This is a genomic window from Vibrio rotiferianus CAIM 577 = LMG 21460 (genome assembly GCF_002741985.1).
In the GTDB taxonomy this organism is placed as follows: Bacteria; Pseudomonadota; Gammaproteobacteria; order Enterobacterales; family Vibrionaceae; genus Vibrio; species Vibrio rotiferianus.
Map to the genome: position 1 here is coordinate 203,996 of NZ_APHW01000021.1, position 19,227 is coordinate 223,222.

At 45.3% G+C, this 19,227-nt stretch carries 21 protein-coding genes and 1 pseudogene; 11 read left to right on the top strand and 11 right to left on the bottom strand.

Annotation, left to right across the window (positions count from 1 at the left end; translation table 11 throughout):
• The first annotated feature begins 19 nt into the window (after positions 1-19).
• The 7 genes from B853_RS10340 (at position 20) to B853_RS10370 (ending at position 6,548) form a co-directional block, all read left to right on the top strand.
• Positions 20-967: a ChaN family lipoprotein gene (locus B853_RS10340; RefSeq protein ID WP_038884294.1), complete on the top strand. Its 948-nt coding sequence runs from the start codon at positions 20-22 to the stop codon at positions 965-967.
• A 195-nt stretch (positions 968-1,162) separates the two neighbouring features.
• Entirely contained in the window at positions 1,163-1,522 is a 360-nt protein-coding gene (locus B853_RS10345) for a hypothetical protein (RefSeq protein WP_038884291.1), read from the top strand.
• 141 nt (positions 1,523-1,663) lie between these two features.
• Complete coding sequence (locus tag B853_RS10350) at positions 1,664-3,562, top strand: BCCT family transporter (RefSeq protein WP_010449486.1); 1,899 nt, start codon at positions 1,664-1,666, stop codon at positions 3,560-3,562.
• A 174-nt stretch (positions 3,563-3,736) separates the two neighbouring features.
• Complete coding sequence (locus B853_RS10355; protein ID WP_038884288.1) at positions 3,737-5,314, top strand: alkaline phosphatase; 1,578 nt, start codon at positions 3,737-3,739, stop codon at positions 5,312-5,314.
• A gap of 134 nt (positions 5,315-5,448) precedes the next feature.
• Positions 5,449-5,745, top strand: coding sequence for a ribbon-helix-helix domain-containing protein (locus tag B853_RS10360; RefSeq protein ID WP_038884287.1), 297 nt, complete (start codon positions 5,449-5,451; stop codon positions 5,743-5,745).
• 82 nt (positions 5,746-5,827) lie between these two features.
• Positions 5,828-6,223, top strand: a complete 396-nt coding sequence (locus B853_RS10365) for a VOC family protein (protein ID WP_038884285.1) — start codon at positions 5,828-5,830, stop codon at positions 6,221-6,223.
• A 40-nt stretch (positions 6,224-6,263) separates the two neighbouring features.
• A complete protein-coding gene (locus B853_RS10370; RefSeq protein ID WP_038884284.1) occupies positions 6,264-6,548 on the top strand; it encodes a putative quinol monooxygenase in 285 nt (94 codons plus the stop codon).
• 83 nt (positions 6,549-6,631) lie between these two features.
• Here the strand turns inward: B853_RS10370 and B853_RS10375 are convergent.
• Positions 6,632-8,253: pseudogene (locus tag B853_RS10375) on the bottom strand (mechanosensitive ion channel domain-containing protein).
• A gap of 303 nt (positions 8,254-8,556) precedes the next feature.
• Between B853_RS10375 and B853_RS10380 the strand changes: the two are divergent.
• Complete coding sequence (locus B853_RS10380; protein ID WP_038884282.1) at positions 8,557-8,808, top strand: GlsB/YeaQ/YmgE family stress response membrane protein; 252 nt, start codon at positions 8,557-8,559, stop codon at positions 8,806-8,808.
• A 66-nt stretch (positions 8,809-8,874) separates the two neighbouring features.
• Here the strand turns inward: B853_RS10380 and B853_RS10385 are convergent, their stop codons facing one another.
• A complete protein-coding gene (locus B853_RS10385) occupies positions 8,875-9,315 on the bottom strand; it encodes a YcgN family cysteine cluster protein (protein ID WP_010449494.1) in 441 nt (146 codons plus the stop codon).
• 232 nt (positions 9,316-9,547) lie between these two features.
• On the opposite strand from B853_RS10385, the gene B853_RS10390 reads away from it, so the two are divergent.
• On the top strand, positions 9,548-9,796 hold the full coding sequence (locus tag B853_RS10390; RefSeq protein ID WP_038884280.1) for a YkgJ family cysteine cluster protein: 249 nt from the start codon (positions 9,548-9,550) through the stop codon (positions 9,794-9,796).
• On the opposite strand, the gene B853_RS10395 is transcribed toward B853_RS10390, so the two are convergent.
• Genes B853_RS10395 through B853_RS10405 form a run of 3 tightly spaced genes read right to left on the bottom strand, consistent with a single transcriptional unit; the run spans position 9,793 to position 12,158 of the window.
• The gene (locus B853_RS10395) at positions 9,793-10,455 is read right to left on the bottom strand and encodes a helix-turn-helix transcriptional regulator (protein WP_010449497.1); all 663 of its coding nucleotides are present in this window, start codon (positions 10,453-10,455) and stop codon (positions 9,793-9,795) included. The genes B853_RS10390 and B853_RS10395 overlap by 4 nt on opposite strands.
• A gap of 29 nt (positions 10,456-10,484) precedes the next feature.
• Positions 10,485-11,762 carry an L-cysteine desulfidase family protein gene (locus B853_RS10400; protein ID WP_128826871.1) on the bottom strand — a complete coding sequence of 426 codons (1,278 nt, stop codon included), beginning with the start codon at positions 11,760-11,762 and terminating at the stop codon, positions 10,485-10,487.
• Positions 11,763-11,777: 15 nt separating this feature from the next.
• A complete protein-coding gene (locus B853_RS10405) occupies positions 11,778-12,158 on the bottom strand; it encodes a RidA family protein (RefSeq protein ID WP_010449499.1) in 381 nt (126 codons plus the stop codon).
• 315 nt (positions 12,159-12,473) lie between these two features.
• Here B853_RS10405 and B853_RS10410 point away from each other — a divergent pair, with 315 nt between their 5' ends.
• Both B853_RS10410 and aqpZ read left to right on the top strand, forming a co-directional pair.
• Positions 12,474-13,733 carry an SLC5/6 family protein gene (locus tag B853_RS10410; protein ID WP_038884318.1) on the top strand — a complete coding sequence of 420 codons (1,260 nt, stop codon included), beginning with the start codon at positions 12,474-12,476 and terminating at the stop codon, positions 13,731-13,733.
• Between the two features lie 213 nt (positions 13,734-13,946).
• Positions 13,947-14,645: an aquaporin Z gene (aqpZ, locus tag B853_RS10415; RefSeq protein ID WP_038884276.1), complete on the top strand. Its 699-nt coding sequence runs from the start codon at positions 13,947-13,949 to the stop codon at positions 14,643-14,645.
• Between the two features lie 53 nt (positions 14,646-14,698).
• Here the strand turns inward: aqpZ and recR are convergent, their stop codons facing one another.
• The 6 genes from recR to B853_RS26685 all read right to left on the bottom strand — a co-directional run bounded on the left by recR (position 14,699) and on the right by B853_RS26685 (position 19,204).
• Entirely contained in the window at positions 14,699-15,298 is a 600-nt protein-coding gene (gene recR, locus B853_RS10420) for a recombination mediator RecR (RefSeq protein WP_010449502.1), read from the bottom strand.
• A gap of 30 nt (positions 15,299-15,328) precedes the next feature.
• Positions 15,329-15,658, bottom strand: coding sequence for a YbaB/EbfC family nucleoid-associated protein (locus B853_RS10425; RefSeq protein ID WP_005380618.1), 330 nt, complete (start codon positions 15,656-15,658; stop codon positions 15,329-15,331).
• An 82-nt stretch (positions 15,659-15,740) separates the two neighbouring features.
• Complete coding sequence (gene dnaX / locus B853_RS10430; RefSeq protein ID WP_038884275.1) at positions 15,741-17,936, bottom strand: DNA polymerase III subunit gamma/tau; 2,196 nt, start codon at positions 17,934-17,936, stop codon at positions 15,741-15,743.
• 8 nt (positions 17,937-17,944) lie between these two features.
• On the bottom strand, positions 17,945-18,490 hold the full coding sequence (apt, locus tag B853_RS10435) for an adenine phosphoribosyltransferase (protein WP_010449507.1): 546 nt from the start codon (positions 18,488-18,490) through the stop codon (positions 17,945-17,947).
• Between the two features lie 162 nt (positions 18,491-18,652).
• Positions 18,653-19,057, bottom strand: a complete 405-nt coding sequence (locus tag B853_RS10440; RefSeq protein WP_038884273.1) for a YbaN family protein — start codon at positions 19,055-19,057, stop codon at positions 18,653-18,655.
• A gap of 15 nt (positions 19,058-19,072) precedes the next feature.
• Positions 19,073-19,204: a hypothetical protein gene (locus tag B853_RS26685; protein ID WP_010449509.1), complete on the bottom strand. Its 132-nt coding sequence runs from the start codon at positions 19,202-19,204 to the stop codon at positions 19,073-19,075.
• Between the last annotated feature and the right edge of the window lie 23 nt (positions 19,205-19,227).

The window sequence follows — 19,227 nt, forward strand, 5'->3', positions numbered from 1 at the left end:
CATTTTTGGAGGCTTTTCAATGCGCTTTACTACATTGAGTCTGATTTTTGCAGGCTTGCTCACTGGTTGTGTATCTAACACACCAACAACTCCTAACGTTACTGAAAATAACGTATCCAGTTTCTATGACTACCAACTTCATGATCCATCCGGTGAAGTTATCTCCGTCAATCAACTGCCCCCTGAACTACAGCAAGCTGACGTAATTTTAATTGGTGAATGGCATACACATGCAGGTGTCCACCGATTTCAGACCGACATGCTAAAGCAGCTATCTTCTGCTAACCGCCCCCTTGCTCTTTCAATGGAACAGGTCACACGCGACAAGCAAGTAATCTTGGATTCGTACCTAAACGGCGAAATCGGCGAGCAGTACTTCATGAAGCAAAGTAATGCTTGGCCAAATTACGAGAGTGACTACCGCCCATTGGTGGAGCTTGCTAAGCAAGCGGAGATTCCTGTGATCGCATCAAATGCGCCAAAAGACATTGTGCGCTGTATTGGACGCCAAGGTATCGACTACCTAGATAAGCTCGATTCTGACGAGCGCCGTTTTGTTGCAAATGAAGTCAACACCGCAAACAGCCCATACAAAGAAAAGTTCATGGCATCCATGCACCATGGCAAGCCAGAACAGACCGAGAAGCAATACGCAGCTCAGGTTACATGGGACGAGACCATGGCGGAATCCATCGTAAAATACTTAGAAAAACACCCAGGGGCTCAAGTAGTTCATGTTGCAGGTAAATTCCACACCGAAGGTGGTTTAGGCACAGCAACATCTATCTTGAATCGCAACCCAGATTTAAACGTCGCAGTTATTACGCCTACTGCGGACATTACGTCTGATGGTTCTGATTACCAACTTGAGGTCCTTGATCCACCAGTACGCTACGTACAAGACGCGAATCGTATGGCGGCGTACAAACACCTCACGAAACGAAACAACGACCTTCAATGTAAGTAATCCGAAATACCTTACAATCGATAAAGAAAAATAGGTCTGCTTTTTGCTTTAATTTCTGGGTATAAACCAGAGGCGGCAAAAGCAGACCTATTTTTTGTTTGATTGATTCAAGAATTATCCATTGCCGCCGATATAGAAATAACTGCTTTTTACCTGCACTCATAGAAGGAGTGCTGTTGTTCGAAGGGGTAACAGATGAATCCAGTAGGAAGCAACTCGGTCAATGCATATTCCAGTCAGCCAGCTAAGATACAAGCTAACAAGGCTGCTGGTAGTGATGATGCGCCTAAACCATTGCAGATAGAGAAAAATAAGGTGACCTTGTCTGATGAAGGCAAAGCCTTGTTAGCCGCGCTGCAAGACATCGACCAAAATGGCCACGAAGTCAAAGCTGAAAATAAAACCGTGGGAGACAAAGTTGAGTCATTCGCCCATGGTGCGTTAGGCATGGATCATCCGGATAAGATTAAAGAAGAAGAGGATGACTCTTACTCTGCGGGTCAATACCTTTCAGCAGCACTCACCGTTGGTGGAATCATCTTAGCGCTTGTTTAGCTTTTTTGGATAATGTTTAAAATCCACCCAAAAATCAAAAGATTAAACAAGAGTTTCTTTCGTTACGACAAGTAACCTCATTTGAACGCGTTTTTTGTCCAAGTCCATAATGGGTAACTATTCATTAACGGATGATGAACTGTGAAAGACGCATTTTCTCTTATAGACAAACCCACTTTTTTCGGCGCAATTGCGCTTCTCCTTTCGATTGTTTTCCCTTTAATTTTGTTTCCAGCTGAAGGTGCAGAATGGATTGCGGTTGCGAAGACCTTTATGACCGACAAGCTCGGCTTCCTCTACCTTGCACTTGGGCTTGCCGCTTTTATCTTCATGATTTACGTGGTATTCAGCGACATGGGGCAAATTAAGCTAGGCGACCCAGACGAAAAGCCAGAGTTTACTACAGCCTCATGGGCGGCGATGCTGTTCTGTGGTGGTATTGGTGCCAGCATTCTTTACTGGGGCTGTATCGAATGGGCTTATTACTACCAATCTCCTCCTTTTCAACTAGAGCCAGGCAGTGAAGAAGCCGTTCGTTGGGCTGCAACGTACGGCCTGTTCCACTGGGGGCCAATTGCTTGGTCTATCTACCTTATTCCCGCATTACCTATCGCCTACTTCTTCTACGTACGTAAACAGCCTGTACTGAAAGTTTCCAGTGCGCTGATGCCAGTGCTTGGCGAAGAGCGCAGTAAAGGTAAAGCGGGCAAGATTGTTGATGTACTGTTTATCTTTGGCCTACTTGGCGGTGCAGCAACCAGTTTGGGCTTGGCGGCACCTTTGATTGGTGAAGGTCTACATTACTTGTTCGGCATGCCTAAGAACACCTACAGCCAAGTGTTAGTACTTTTAATCTGTACCGCTATTTTTGCTTACTCTTCTTACGCGGGCATGGAAAAAGGCATCAAAGTCCTAAGTAACATTAACTTTTGGGGTGCCATGGGGCTACTCGCTTTTGTGTTAGCTGTAGGCCCAACTATCTTCATGCTGGAGACTGGTTTGGATTCGATTGGCCGTATGCTATCGAACTTTTTTGTGATGGCGACTTGGGCTGAACCATTCGGTGGTTACGGTACATTCGACAATACCCACTTCCCACAAGATTGGACGATTTTCTACTGGGCATGGTGGTTAGTGTTCGCACCAAGCATGGGCCTGTTTGTTGCACGTATTTCTCGTGGCCGCACGATCAAACAAATGGTTTCCGGATCAATCTTCTTTGGCTCGTTGGGTTGCTTCCTATTCTTCATGATTCTAGGCAACTATGGCTTGTCTCTACAGCTGTCAGGGGAGTTAGACGTCGTGGGAATCTTAAATGCAGAAGGTGCTACAGCTGCAATATTTTCTATGCTTGATGCATTGCCAATGAGCTACTTCGTCATTGCAGTCTTTACGCTGCTTTGCATTATCTTTACTGCGACGACGTTTGATTCCATTTCTTACATTCTTGCTTCTGTAGTGCAAAACAACGTGACAGAAGAACCAATGCGCTGGAACCGTATGTTCTGGGCATTCACGCTGTCTTTCCTTCCTACCGTTCTGATGTTCATGGGTGGTCTAAGCACGCTACAAACCGCAGCGATCGTTGGTGGCTTGCCTCTGCTAGGAATTTCCATCATGTTGATGGTATCAGCGGTTCGCGCTACCACACTGGATATTCGCCATCAGGAAGATTACGTAGAGCCGACCATCAACATTGAAGAGCTGCCAGAATTCGATCCTTGGTCAACCGAAGGGATGGCAATGGCACAATTTGAACGCGCACGCGATGCTGCTCAAGAAGCTGCAGAAGAGGAGCGTGACGCGCTGGCTGAATTAATGAGACTTCGTAAACGTATTCGCGCTTTTGCTCTTGAGCATAGTGACGACAGTGATTTTGCAGACCATCACTTACCTCAGGAGATGCAAGAGGAGTTGCAAACCCTATTGGATAACGTGGTAAAAGCAAAAGAGAGAAAACTCGAGTTATCGGAAGCTGCCCAGCAGTCCAGAGCCGAGTTTAATCAAATCGTGGCCCAAAGTACTGCTTACGCGGTGTAACTTTAGCTCATGACTTTCAACTCCTAAACGTAATTCAAAGCTCACTTCGGTGAGCTTTTTTTATTGTCACCCTAGAACATCGCAATGACTTTCATATGAATCTTTTGTTACTGTAGTATTTCCTTCATCAATCCTTGTTGTAATGCCAGCGCTTTTATAAATAAGGAATATACAATGAAGCACTTAGTGACCCCAATCGTAACCGCAATGGCGGCTTCGACGCTCTCTTTCAATGCCCTATCGGCAGAAATCAAAAACGTTATCTTGATGATTGGTGACGGCATGGGCCCTCAACAAGTTGGCCTGCTAGAAACCTACGCAAACCACGCTCCAAACTCAATTTACCAAGGTGAAACCACCGCGCTCTATAAACTCGCCCAAGAAGGTGTTATAGGCTCCTCTTTGACAAACCCTGAAGACGCCATTGTTGTAGATTCAGCCTGTTCTGCGACCATGCTTGCGACGGGTATCCCCACCGCTTCTGAAGTGATTGGTATCGATAGCCAAGGCAACCATGTCGAAACTATTTTGGAAAAAGCAAAAGCAAAAGGTAAGGCGACGGGCTTAGTATCGGATACCCGAATGACGCACGCCACACCCGCGGCTTTTGCCTCGCACCAGCCTCATCGCTCACTTGAGAACAGCATTGCGGTCGACATGCTAGAAACTGGCGTTGATGTGATGCTTTCTGGTGGCCTTCGTCACTGGATTCCAAAATCAACCAACGACAAAGGCGATACCTACAAGCAACTTGAGAAGCTCACTCAAGGTGATGTTTACCTAAAATCGAAGCGCAAAGATGAACGTAACTTACTCACCGAAGCGCAGCAGCAGGGTTACAGCTTAGCATTCAACCGCAACATGCTTGAGAAAGCCAAAGGCGACAAAGTACTCGGCCTATTTGCTTACTCAGGAATGAATGATGGCATTGCCTACAGCCAGAGTAAAAATGATCCAAAACGAAGCCAACCTTCTCTCAAAGAGATGACCGAGAAGGCGTTAGATGTACTTTCAAAAGACAAAGACGGCTTCTTCTTGATGGTAGAAGGCGGACAAATTGACTGGGCAGGTCACAGCAACGATGCTGGCACCATGCTGCATGAGTTGATCAAGTTCGATGAAGCTGTAAATTCCGTTTATGAATGGGCAAAAAACCGTGAGGATACGCTAGTGATCGTCACCGCTGACCATGAAACCGGTTCTTTTGGTTTCAGCTACTCTTCAGCCAATCTTCCTAAGCCTGAAAAGCGTAGTGGCGAAGCCTTCGCGAAGCGTGATTACGCGCCAAACTTCAACTTTGGTCAGTTTGATATTCTCGATAGCCTCTACAATCAAAAGCAAAGCTACTACGGCATGATCAGCGAGTTCCAAAAACTTGATAAAGCGCAGCAAACCCCTGAAAAGCTGGCTGACATTGTGAACGCCAACAGCGATTTCTCTATTACTCCAGAGCAAGCAGAACGCGTACTAGCAAGTCAACCTAACCCGTACCGCTTAGCGAGCCATAAGTACTTGAGTGAAGAAACTGTCCCAGCCATTAACGACTTTGATGCATTTTTCCCATACAACGACAGGGGGAACTTGCTAGCTCGTGAACAAGCCACTAAACAAAATACCGTTTGGGGAACAGGCACACACACGCATACACCAGTCAATGTGTTCGCTTGGGGACCAGCGGGTACCATTCTGCCAGTATCGAAGATAATGCATCACTCACAACTTGGTGAATACCTTATCCAGCAAATCAAATAATCCATGCTCCGCACTGACTACATTGGTGCACTTCCACGCCCTCACTTGAGGGCGTTTTTTGTACTCAAAACGGTTGACGCTACGCTTCTCAAGCTCCAATATCTTCGGTTCATTTGTAAAACGAACAACATCACATGTGCGAAATATTTGCTAAACAACCCCAAGAAAATTATCAGTTTATCACCCGCTCTATCCGCATTGATGGCCATGCCACCAGCGTAAAACTAGAATCGAGCTTTTGGTTGATTCTTGAAGAGATTGCTTCCGCGCAAGAGATGACGGTGCCTAAGTTCATCGGTACTGTTTACCAAGAAGCGTTAAAGCACAATGGTGAAGTCAACAATTTCGCTTCCCTGCTACGTTGTGCTTGTCTTACCTACGCACGCCAACCTCAAGCAACGATTGAAAGCGCGCTCAGCGAACTTAACTAAGCCCCTATTTGATTGTCGTACTTGAGTACTACCTATTGTTCCCGAAAAATGACTAGTCTGGGCGCACTAATAAGGAGTACTCATGACAAAAATGATTCATACCATGATCCGCGTAAGCGATCTGGAGCGTTCTCTTAAGTTTTACAGCAATGCACTTCAGCTAGAAATCAAAGACCAATATATCTTCGACGGGTTTTCTCTTACCTATCTGGCCAACCCAGAAACGAGCTTCGAACTCGAACTTACCCACAACCATGATCAGAACGAGCCATATACTCATGGTACTGGTTACGGTCACCTCGCTGTCAGTGTCGAAGATATCGAGGCCGCCCATCAACGCCTAAAGAACTTAGACATAGAGGCGAGTGACATTAAAGCGTTTGATCACCAACAAAAGCACCTGGCGACATTCTTCTTTATTACCGATCCAGACGGCTACAAGATTGAGTTCTTGCAACGTCAAGGTCGTTACCTATAAAAACGAAATCTTTCATAACGACAAAGAAGTGAACACAACAATGATTCATTTAACAGCTGCATTTCATGCTAAAACAGACTCTATTTCGCAACTCAAGCAAACGCTAGAAGGCATGCTAGAACCTACTCGAAATGAGCCGGGTTGCCTGCGTTACCAACTGTTCCAAGATAAAAACGACCCAAGCCAGTTCTTGTTTCAAGAGCAGTTTGCAGACCAAGCCGCGTTTGACTCACATTGCAACACGGCGCACTTTCAAGCCCTATTGAAGGAGATTGAAGACTTACTGGTTAGCGAGCCTAAAGTGACTTTCTTCGACCAGGTCTAAATCTCGACAGCAATACCAAGAAAAACACCAATAAAAAGGCGCTCATTGAGCGCCTTTGTTGTTATCTGTTAAAGAGGAGGTGTCTACGACTCTTTCTTTTCCACCATGTGTAAGTGCACGTCTTGTTGCGGGAATGGAATCGAAATGCCTTCACGATCGAAGCGCAGTTTCACTTCCTTGGTTACATCCCAATATACATCCCAGTAATCATCGGTTTTCACCCAAGGACGAACAATGAAATCAACTGAAGATGTGTTTAAGGTGTGTACCTTGATATTAGGTTCAGGTGAACGAAGTACCGAAGGGTGCGACGTAACAATATCATTTAGCACTTCTTCTGCTTTGAGCAGATCATCGGCATAGCCGATACCAAAAATCATATCAACACGACGAATGCGCTCATGGGTGACGTTTTTAATCACATCCCCCCCCAAATTTTGCTATTTGGTACGATAATGATTTGGTTGTCGAAGGTACGAATTGTGGTGTTCACTAAGCTCATATGGCTTACCTTTCCATCTACTCCACCAGCATAAACAAAATCGCCAACATCAAACGGACGGTAAATAAGTAACATCATACCCGCCGCAAAGTTCGACAGGGTATCTTGCAGCGCAAAACCGATAATCACACCCGCGATACCAAAACCTGTCAAAATTGGCGCTAGGTTCAGACCTATTTGAGATAAGCCGACCATGATACCAATCACCCAAACGGCTTTACCTGACATTGAGATAAAGAAATCTTGCATTAGGTGAGAGAGTTTTAAGTTTTTCGAAGCAACGGTTTTACTCACCACTTTGCGAGTTAGCTTGGCTAAGGCACGTGCAATAATGAGAATTAACGCAAATACGAACAGCTGGAAGATATGTTGAGGCGCATTATCAGCTAGCCAATCTACCGCTGAGTTTGACCAGTGGCTCACGATGGAGAGCACCACTTTGGTGTTGAGTAGGTCGTGGGTAATGCTCCCTGTCACTTCGAAAATCTGACGCTTATATTCAGAGGTTTCTAAACCAACTTTATCACCAATGGAAATCAGTTTTCGCAAGCTGTCCGTTGCAATACCAAGTCTCTGCTTAAGTATTAATTGGCTTAGTTGGAGCGATGCCTTCTCTGATTCAGGGCTTGAAGATAACTGAGAGGCAATGACGCCACTTTGTTGATTCAAGTATTCAATCGAAGCCGAAAGTAAGCGCATTCGCTTATCGACTCCTTCTTTAAGCTCCAATTCCGCATCTTGATCTTGGATATTGAGCTTTTTCAACCAAGTCAGGTTTTGCCAGCTCGAGTCATAGCTTGCATCAAGATATTGCTGCAATTCTCGATAGCTATTGATCAAAGAAAGTTTGTCTTCATCCTTAGCCTTATTGATTTCCACCAAAAGTGTTTTGATTTTCTCATCTAAATAAGCAGTCGCACCTACAGAGTACTTCTCTTGCGTTCTCACCAACTCAAGTAGTTTGCTATGAGGAATCGATTCATGGTCGATGGCAGTTGCTAATCGGCTTCTTAATTCTTCGTTTTTCTGGAAAAGCTGCAGTTGTAGCGCATCGCGCTCATCACCACTCGCTTGTTTCAGGGTTTCAGACAAATCGATGATGTCTGTGTTGATGCTATCAATCGCTTGCTCGGCAGCAGAAACCTTTGGGACTTCTGCTTCACTTTCTGTTGCCTGCGCAATAAATGTGCTCAGAGAAGCCATGGCTATTGTCAATACAAATAACAAGGAAGCGAAACGCACTTTAAGGGGGGGGATAGAAACGCCATTATTACCTCATTCGAAGACGTGATTCCGTTCTTAGAGTCCAATTTTGACTCAAAGAGACTTAAACACCTGAAATTATAGTTCTTAAGTTTACAACACGACTTTAAATGTCGAACAGCATTTCGTTACTCATATGTCAAAGTTCATAGCGCAGCTTCAAAATATTCCCCATCCCGCTTAAATGGAATGAACTATGATTTAGTCGTATCCGTGTAACTTCAACTTATGTAAGGGAAAATTATGGGTATTCTATCGTGGATTATTCTTGGCTTGATTGCAGGCGCGTTAGCAAAATGGCTAATGCCCGGTAAGGATGGTGGTGGCTGGATTGCAACCATGCTGCTCGGTATCGCCGGGGCATTCGTGGGCGGTTTTTTAGGAAGCTTTGTCGGACTTGGTGGCGCGGATGGGATCAATATCGGGAGTATCATCACAGCGACACTGGGCGCTTTCGTCCTACTTTTCGTCTATAACCGTTTCTTGAGAAACTAAGCTCATTTTTCTCTTGCCCATAACGAACAAGCCTCTCATATACTTGAGAGGCTTGATTAAATTTGGTTACGAACGATTAGGGTGGTTCAAAATATGGTCTTCCCAGTCCACCACATCAATCTCGTAAACGACTTTGTTGCGTACACTCTCACCAGCCGCATGCATAGCTGACTTAGAACCCGTAATCAAAGGGTGCCATTCTGGCAACGATTGCTTCTCTGCGAGCAGACGGTAAGCACAGGTATGAGGTAACCATGTGAAATCATCAATGTCTTCACGCGTGAGCTTGGTACACTCTTCACCTGATGTGAAACGGTTCGGATAGTCTTTACAAGAACAGGTTTTACTGTTCAACCAACTACACGCAACGTTGGTATAGTAGATTTCGTCAGTATCTTCATCCATTAGCTTGTGCAAGCAGCACTTACCACAACCATCACAGAGAGATTCCCATTCTTCTTCTGTCATGTGCTCTAACGATTTACTTTGCCAAAATGGAGTGCTCATACGCTTACTACTTATGTTTTGAATGGGAATGAATAGGGTGCGTTTTATACTCCTCTAGCGGCAAAAGTTCAAGTTTTGCTAACTACTCAAAGATAAGGCAAACACGTAACCAGCTGATTTTAATCATTAAGAGAAAGGAGAGTTCAATTAGATGAAGGGAATTTAGTTGGAATGCTTCCAATCTGGCGAGAAATGTCCATAATGCCCCCTTATTTTTTACGAGGGCTTATAAATGGAATGTCGATTGGGCTGCGGGGCGTGTTGTATCGCACCAAGTATCTCTTCTCCGATTCCTGGCATGCCAAAAGGCAAACCAGCTGGAGAGCGCTGTATTCAATTGAATGATGACAACCTATGTAAGCTTTTCGGAAAACCTGAACGCCCAAAAGTTTGCCACGACTTTAAACCTTGCCCGGTCGTGTGTGGCAAAACCAATCAAGAAGCGATCAGTAATATTACAGAGCTCGAGCTACTGACTTAATCGTTGCTGCCCAGCTCTCGAAGGTAAAGGTAAATCGTATCGCGTGAAATACCGAGATGATTTGCCACCATCAATACCGCATCTTTGTACTTGAAGATACCTAAGCCCTGTAAACGCGTCACCAGCTCTCGGTTACGTTTTGAAGGTGAAATCGCCTCGTTAGCCCACACTTCCGACTGCACTGTCTCAATGGTGCTGATGATGGTTTCATCGATATTACGTGCGAACGTCTCCGGCGAACGAGCATTCCCCGAACAACAATCATTTTGCTGAACCGGCATAATCGACCTTAAGAAATCCTGCATCGGTACGTCCATATCCACATTAATGCACAATAAACCAATTGGTTTATTTTTGGGGTTGCGGACAATAGTGGTAATTGAATGCAGAGTCTTGCCACTCGCCGTTTTAGTTACGTACGAATCCGAAACGTCGTTGCCTTCAAGTAGTTTCATTCTTGCTAAGTTGGTAATCGGTGCACCTTCTCCACGTTCAGTAACATGGCCATTGGCAATTTTGATGATTTCCGGTGCTTCCGCATCAAGACTGTGAAGGACGACTTCGGTATGCTCACCGTACATGCGAGCAATACCATCTACGACGTTCTTCATTGAATTCAAAATATCTAAGTCACTTTTGGTGAGTTTCTTAAGTTGCAATGTTACTTCCCTTAGCAAAAACGTTGAGGCTAGGCCGACATAATATCGATTATAGATTTGTCAGTATATGGCATACCAAGTCTAACCATTGAACCTACATTTCTTATCGTTTGTTCAACTTCGTCGCCTACTATACCTTGATTCTTCACGCTGTGGTTACCCATCGCCATCAAATATGAGCGTACCGCGGTGGTAGAGGAAGTGCAGACTTTCATCGCGCAGGATGATTTCGCCCCATCACATACCATGCCCGAACTGTCGCTAATTACGTTCTGAATCGCATAACATGACTGTTCAAACGAGCCGCCCGCCAAATACACTAACGCCATGGATGCCGCCGCGCTGGTTACTGTGTTGCCACAGAAAGCAGACAATGGTGGGTAGTAGGATTTGATATAAATCGCGCCAAGATGACTCATTATCAATGCTCGTGCTAGCTGCTCTTCACTGCTTTGGAACGCTTCTGCAGCAATAACGACAGGAACCGTTGCTGCGATACCTTGGTTTCCACTACCAAAGTTGCTCATAGCAGGCAGTGTCGCACCACCCATTCGAGCGTCGGATGCCGCAGACGTCATCATCTGAATTCGGCTCATCAAATCATTGCCAAGCAAACCTTGATCGATATTGCCTTTCAGCGTTCTTCCTATCTCCAAACCGTAACCGCGATCGATCCCTTCTTGCGCCAAAGAACTATTTAACTCCGCCGCTTTTAGAATAAATTTGATGTCTTCAAAAGGCGCTTGAAGTGCAAATTCGTAGATTTGTTTAATCGAGATATCGACGCCTTCGCAAATCGATCCTGTTGCAACACGCTGTTGCTGAGGTGCATCAAACGTCACTTCACCGTTACGAGTAATCTGAATAATGTTGGTATGTCCGCCACTGATCGTCACTGAAACGACTTCATCCCCAGCTGTCATAGTCACGCTGCAAAAGATAAATTCTTGTGTGTCGATACGTGCAACACTAACACGCTCTTGATCGATCAGTTGCTGGGCGGCAGTTACGTCGTCTTGATTAATTTTGGCAAGAACCTCAAGTTCTGCATTAGGATCTCCAGCCAACGCACCAACTGACGCAGCGATCTTAAGACCAATTTTCCCGGTTCCGGAAACATAAACTCCCATCGAGTTTTTAAATAAATTGTCAGAGACACGAACTTCAATCCTGTCTGGGGTCTGGCTTCCAAGCTCACGCTTTGCAACTGCTGCCGCATATGCAGCAGCAATGGGTTCTGTACATCCGAGCGCAGGTTTTACGACTTGCTTAATGATTTGGATATATTGGTTCCATTGCTGATTCATGCTTTTTTCTCCGTATTACTTCTTGCAAGCAATCGCTTCAACTTCAATCAACACACCTAGCGGAAGATCTTTCACCGCAAAGCAGCTGCGTGCAGGGCAATCTTTATTGAAAAACTCTGCATACACTTTATTGAATTCAGCAAAATCACTAATGTTTGCTAGGTAGCAAGTTGTTTTTAAAACAGTATCAATACTACCGCCACCCGCTTCTAAGACGTGTTTCAGGTTCGTCAAAGATTGATGGCTCTGAGCAGTAATGCCGCCCTCAACCACTTTGCCTGTCGCGCTATCAACAGGAAGCTGACCAGAAGTAAAAATCAAGTCACCATAAGCGGTACCGTGTGAATAAGGGCCGATTGCGGCTGGAGCGTGCTCTGAAGCGATCAATTCTTTCATGTTAATCCTCACATAATTTTTAGTTTTAATCTAAAAGCTCTTAAGTAAGCTGTCATTTCAAAGCTATTCTTTCAACTAAATGCGAATACAACAACTACCTCAGATCACACAAATCGATCTTTTTTCAGATTTTATTGAGTATTTTTGTCGAGATCTCAAATTTATCTGAATTTTCCACAAAAAAATTGTTGTTAAAGTTTTTCTCAAATAGATTTGAGAAAAATTCATACAAACAAAGAGAAAACGACAATGAGCGTTACTGTTCCTACACAAACTCTTCCAATAACAAATGAACCGCCTCACGTTAAAGCTGGCATGACGGCAGAAGAATGGAGAGCCGCAACTAAGTTTGATAGCACCGACTGGGGTTGGGTTATCATGAGTATCGGTATGGCTATCGGTGCAGGTATTGTGTTCCTCCCCGTTAAGGTTGGCGTGCTTGGCCTATGGGTGTTCCTAGCCTCTGCAGTAATTGGCTACCCTGCAATGTATCTATTCCAACGCCTCTTCATCAATACCTTATCCACTTCACCGAAATGCCAAGATTACGCAGGTGTCATCTCCGGTTACCTAGGTAATAAGTGGGGAGCATTATTAGGCATGCTCTACTTCATCATGTTGGTGATCTGGGTATTTGTCTATTCCACTGCGATCAACAATGATTCAGCTTCCTTCCTACATAGTTTTGGCGTAACCAAAGGGCTATTGTCAGAAAATCCGCTGTACGGTCTAGCTTTGGTTTGTGCTTTGGTAGCCATCGCTTCTCGTGGTGAGAAGATCCTATTCAAAGTCAGTACAGGATTGGTATTAATCAAATTGTGTACTGTTGCATTGCTTGGCTTCATGATGATTGAGAAGTGGGATTTAGCAAACGTGGGTAGCGTACCAACAGCAGGTGCTGGCTTGAAAGATGCCATAGAGCTATTGCCGTTCACGCTCACTTCTATCTTGTTCATTCAAAGCTTAAGCCCAATGGTGATCTCTTACCGTTCTAAAGAGAAGTCGATTGAAGTTGCACGCTTCAAAGCAATGCGCGCGATGAAGCTTGCCTTCGGTATTTTATTTGTCACCGTGTTCTTCTACGCAATTTCATTTACCTTAGCAATGTCTCATGAACATGCAGTAAAAGCAGCAGAAGAAAACATCTCAGCCTTGGCGATGGTAGCTCAAGGGATGGACGGCACAACTCTGAAACTTCTAAGCCTAATGCTCAATATCTTCTCAGTGATGACTGCATTCTTCGGCGTATACCTTGGTTTCCGTGATTCTTGCCAAGGCCTAGCCATGCTCGCTCTTAAGAAGGTCATGCCAGAAGAACAAATCAACAAAGAGCTTGTGACAAAAGGCATTATCTTATTCGCGATATTGATGGCATGGGGTGCTATCGTTCTGAATTTACCTGTGCTGAGCTTTACTTCAGTATGTAGCCCTATCTTTGGTCTGATTGGTTGTTTGATCCCAGCTTACCTAGTGTATCAAGTGCCTTCTCTGCATAAATACAAAGGTGCTTCTTTATACCTAATCATTGCTACAGGCATTTTGCTGTGTATCTCACCGTTTATCGCTTTTAGTTAATCCATCCTCTCGCCTCGGTTATCATTTATCTAAGTGGTAGCCGAGGTTTTCGTCTTTATTTTTTCCCCTCTCCGTTCGCGACAATTCTGTTTCATACCTGAGACGAGTTTACCCAAATCTCGCAATCTGCTTAATTTCCGAGTGCTAGCTCACACTTTTCTGACAATTCTCAACTATGTTCAGCGGGTAATCTCAATCCGCATAGGAAACAATATGAATAAATACATGGCAGAGGTGTTTGGTACTTTTTGGTTAGTACTTGGTGGTTGTGGCAGTGCTGTACTGGCTGCTGGCTTTCCAGACGTGGGCATTGGCCTATTAGGTGTTTCTTTTGCTTTCGGTTTGACCGTTCTTACCATGGCATTTGCTATCGGCCATATCTCTGGCTGTCACCTAAACCCAGCTGTGACTGTCGGTTTATGGGCTGGCGGCCGTTTCGAGACTAAAGACGTTGTACCTTATATCATTGCTCAAGTTGTCGGTGGTGTGATTGCAGGTGGCATACTTTATGTTATCGCGACCGGCCAAGCGGGATTTGATGTTGTCGGTTCGGGCTTCGCTTCAAACGGCTACGGTGAACATTCTCCAGGTCAATACTCAATGATGGCGGCACTTGTGACTGAAGTGGTGATGACGATGATGTTCCTTATCGTAATCATGGGCGCGACAGACAAACGCGCACCGCAAGGCTTTGCACCTATCGCGATTGGTCTGTGTTTGACTCTTATCCACCTAATCAGTATTCCTGTGACTAACACTTCGGTTAACCCAGCGCGTAGTACTGGTGTTGCGGTATTTGTTGGCGACTGGGCGGTTTCTCAGCTTTGGCTATTCTGGGTAGCACCAATCGTGGGCGGTATTCTAGGTGCGCTTATCTACCAGAATCTCCTAGGTAAAGAATCAAACGATTAATTAGTTCTCAAACCGCAAGATCAAAAAAGCCGCTGAATTCAGCGGCTTTATTATTAAATCTTGTGTCGCCCCAGAAGGGAGTGTGACAAGGTTGTCCCGTCCACGAGCTCAAGCTCGCCACCAACTGGTACACCGTGGGCAATGCGGCTTGCATCAACTTGATGTTCTTTACACAGTTCAGCGATGTAATGTGCTGTTGCTTCCCCTTCCACCGTTGGGTTGGTGGCGAGAATCACTTCAGAAACATCACCTCGACGGAGACGGTAATCCAACACATCAAGGCCAATATCACTTGGGCCAATACCATCCAGGGGTGATAAGTGCCCCATCAGCACAAAGTACCGACCGGAGTATTGACCAGTGGCTTCTACTGCTGCAATGTCTGCTGGGCTTTCTACTACACAAATTTGACCGTTTTCTTGGCGTTTTGGGTTAGTACAGATATGGCAGACTTCTTCTTCAGTAAAAGTACGGCACTCAGTGCAATGACCAATTTCTGTCATGGACTGACTCAGCGCGTCTGCCAGTTGCAAACCGCCTTTTCTATCACGCTGTAACAAATGAAAGGCCATACGTTGCGCCGACTTGGGGCCAACCCCAGGTAGACAACGTAAGGCCTCCATCAATTGTTCCAGCATATGACTGGTACGCATTAAAAATCCGCTTAATTAAGATTCAGCAGATTAGAATGGCATCTTCATACCTGGTGGTAGTTGCATACCGCCAGTTACAGAAGCCATTTTCTCTTTTTGAGTCTCTTCAACGCGACGTGCTGCATCGTTGAATGCTGCAGCAATAAGATCTTCTAGCATCTCTTTGTCGTCTTCCATCAGACTTTCGTCAATGTCTACACGACGCACACTGTGGCTGCCAGTGATTGTAACTTTAACTAGACCAGCACCAGACTCGCCAGTTACTTCCATATTCGCGATTTCTTCTTGAAGCTTTTGCATGCGATCTTGCATTTGCTGGGCTTGCTTCATTAGGTTGCCCATACCGCCTTTACCAAACATGTTTATCTCTCTGGTTTAATTAGGTGTTGCATCTGTTAATGGGGTTTTCACATTGCGTTTTCAACCCCATTCCGTTCAATTTTTAGATAGGACGAACACTATCTTTATCAAGCTCTGCTGCAAATCGACGTTCGATGAACTGAACATGCGGATCGTTCTCTAAGCTGTTCAGAGCTTGTTGTAATTTTTCTTGGTAGAGCCTGTCTCTCAACTCAAGCGGCGTCTCACCGTTTTCGCCGACTCCGATGCTCAGGTGACACTCTTCTCCCAACACATTGTTCAGTGCGCTCAGAAGCTCACTTTGCGCTCTGTCGGTATTCAAGTGTGCCTGACTGCCTCTTAATTGTAGCGAAACTGTCGAGCCTTCTTTGTTGAAATGCGAGTTTAATGCCAATTGTTCCACTAATTTTGGGGTATTCATTTGGCTAATTAAGTTCGCCCATTCGCTTTTCTCTAGCGATTCATCAACCAGCTTCTGCGCCATCTCTGGCGTTTTTTCATGCTCTAGCGCTTGCTTGAGCTGCGTAGGTGTCAACTGCGTATTGGCTTTCTTTTCAACCGGCTTGGTTGGACGCCAACGGTACGCTTCATCCTCTGGTGCTTGTTTTTCAGCTTGAGGAGCAGATTTAGGCGACACCTGCGCGGAATTGCCATGCAATTGCGCTAAACGGTCAATAACCGATTCTTTTTGTGCAGATGTCGCGTTAGACTTTTTTGGGCCACCAGTTTGATTTGGTGCTTGCTGCTGCCCTTGACGTTGCGAACGCAATTGATGACGCAAACCACTCAAGCTACCACGAGCAGGTGCCGGAGCACTTTCTTGTGGCTGAGCCTGTTGAGGAGCTTGCTGCGTTGGTGCAGGGTTCTCACTCACTGGCGGAGCCATATCATATTGTGGTGGTACCATGTCGTAGCCACCTTGATACTCAGGTTGGTACTGTGGCGCTTCGTTCATCGCACTTGGGTTGTGCGCCGCAGGCTGACTCATTGGCTGAGATACAGCTTGTTGTTGCGGTGCCGATGTCATTGGGCGGCTTTGCGTTTGCTGTACGGGCGCTTGAGACACGGATGCTTGTTGGTGTGATGGTGGCTGTTGAGATGACTGCTGCGGAGCCGCTTTTGGCTGACTTGTACTCGCAGCTGGCGCGACTTGTGGCTGTGATGATGTAGAAATCACGTTTGCGCCATTAGTCGCTGATGGACGGAATGCCATCATGCGCAATACGATCATTTCCATGCCGACGCGACCATTTGGTGACAACGTCAGATCTTCACGACCTTTCAAAGCAATTTGGTAGTAAAGCTGCACATCTTGCGGTGTGAGAGCTTTACTCAATAATTCGATTTTTTCGGCATCAGGTTGCGCCTGATCCAAAGTCGATGGAAGAGCTTGATACATCGCGACACGATGAAGCTGCGATGCCAGTTGTTGTAACAATCCATCCCACTCCACACCATTCGATGCAAGTTGCTGGATTTTATCCAGCGCCTGTTGAGGTTGCTTACTGCTGATCGACTCAAGTAAGTGAATCGCTTGGTCAGTATCAATTGTCCCAAGCATGTGACTCACGATATCGGTTTGAATTGTACCGTTACCTAGAGCAATCGCTTGGTCAGTTAAGCTCAATGCATCACGCATACTGCCATCTGCAGCGTGCGAGATCATGCCAAGTGCTCTTGCTTCTGCAGAGACTTGTTCTTTTTCCAGAATATGGTCAAGTTGCTGATGAATGTCATCAACACTGATTGGCTTTAGGTGGAACTGCAAACAGCGCGATAAAATCGTTACTGGCAGTTTTTGTGGATCCGTGGTCGCCAACAAGAACTTCACATACTCAGGCGGCTCTTCCAACGTTTTTAACAGTGCATTGAAAGAGTGACGCGAAAGCATGTGTACCTCATCGATGAGGTACACTTTAAAACGTCCGCGAGCGGGTTTGTATTGAACGTTATCTAACAGTTCACGAGTGTCTTCAACTTTAGTACGAGAAGCTGCGTCAATCTCTAATAGGTCAACAAAACGACCTTCATCAATCTCACGACAAGTATCACACTCACCACAAGGGTTAGCGGTAATACCTGTCTCACAGTTCAGGCCCTTAGCAAACAGTCGGCCAATCGACGTTTTACCAACGCCTCGAGTGCCGCTAAATAAGTACGCATGGTGTAAGCGATTTTGCGCTAACGCGTTCTCTAAAGCCGTCAGAACATGGTTCTGGCCTACGACTTGGTCAAACTTGTTAGGACGCCATTTTCGCGCTAAAGCTAAATAACTCATTGAATGTATTAGTGTCCTTCAAACTCGCAAATGCTGTATACGTTCAGGCCTAGACCTTCTAGGCGCTTATCACCACCGATTTCTGGCAGGTTGATAACGAATGCAGCATGCTCTAACTCACCGCCTAGTTGGCGGATAAGCTTCGTTGTTGCTTCAATTGTGCCGCCAGTTGCTAGCAGATCGTCAACAACCAATACTTTATCGCCTTCTACGATTGCATCAGTATGAATTTCTAGCGTATCGACACCATATTCAAGCTCATATGATTGAGCAACCGTCGGGCGAGGAAGCTTGCCAGGCTTACGCACAGGAACAAAACCCACGCCTAACTCTAGCGCTAAAGGTGCGCCGAATAGGAAACCACGAGCCTCTGTACCCACAACTTTAGTAAAGCCCATGTCTTTGTAACGCTCAACCAATAGGTTAATCGTTGCTTGGTACGCTGCTGCGTCCTCAAGAAGGCTAGTTACGTCGCGGAAAAGGATACCTGGTTTTGGGTAGTCTTGGATGCTTTTGATGCTAGATTTGATCAGTGAAATTGTTTCTGTAGTCATAATACCGGTTTACTTAGATTGGCTCATCACCCTCTGTTCTAATCACAATATTATGAGGGCAATCAACAATAGGTTTTCACCACCATATGCTTTTTTAAAAAATCACAGGCGCTGAAAATACAAACGCCCACTCGAAGAGCGGGCACACTATTCCCTACAATCTTAGTGATTTTCTTCTCTGTCAGCAACAAGCTCAGTCACAGGTAGACGTATAAACCAACTGAGTAAAACGATTAGCATCACTAAAAGCGCAATTTTTACCCAGATGAAGGGCGCAACCAGAATTGATACGGTAAAACTCAATACGATAAACAACGCACCACGTTGCTTAACTTTTCGAGTTACCGCTCTATGTTTGTGCCAGTTCTCTAATATCGGCCCAAAAGTTTTATGCTCGTGTAGCCAACGATGAAATATCGGACTACCACGTAAAAAGCAGGCACTCGCTAAAAGGATAAAAGGTGTGGTCGGGAGCAAAGGAAGAACGATACCTGCAATGCCAAGTATCATGCAGAGTCCACCTGCAATATTGAAAAAGTAACGCTTAATACGAATGGTGGACTCCAATAAACTATCTTTTAATTAAAAGCCTGCGTAACCGTTCATTACGCGAAGCCAGGTTAACGTTGCAGGTAGAGTTGGGATCAAAAGGACTGCAATGAAACCTAAAAAGTAAAAAACATTATAAGGCTCTTTAAATTCTTTGTCTGCCATGGACTTCTTCTCACTAGTTGACT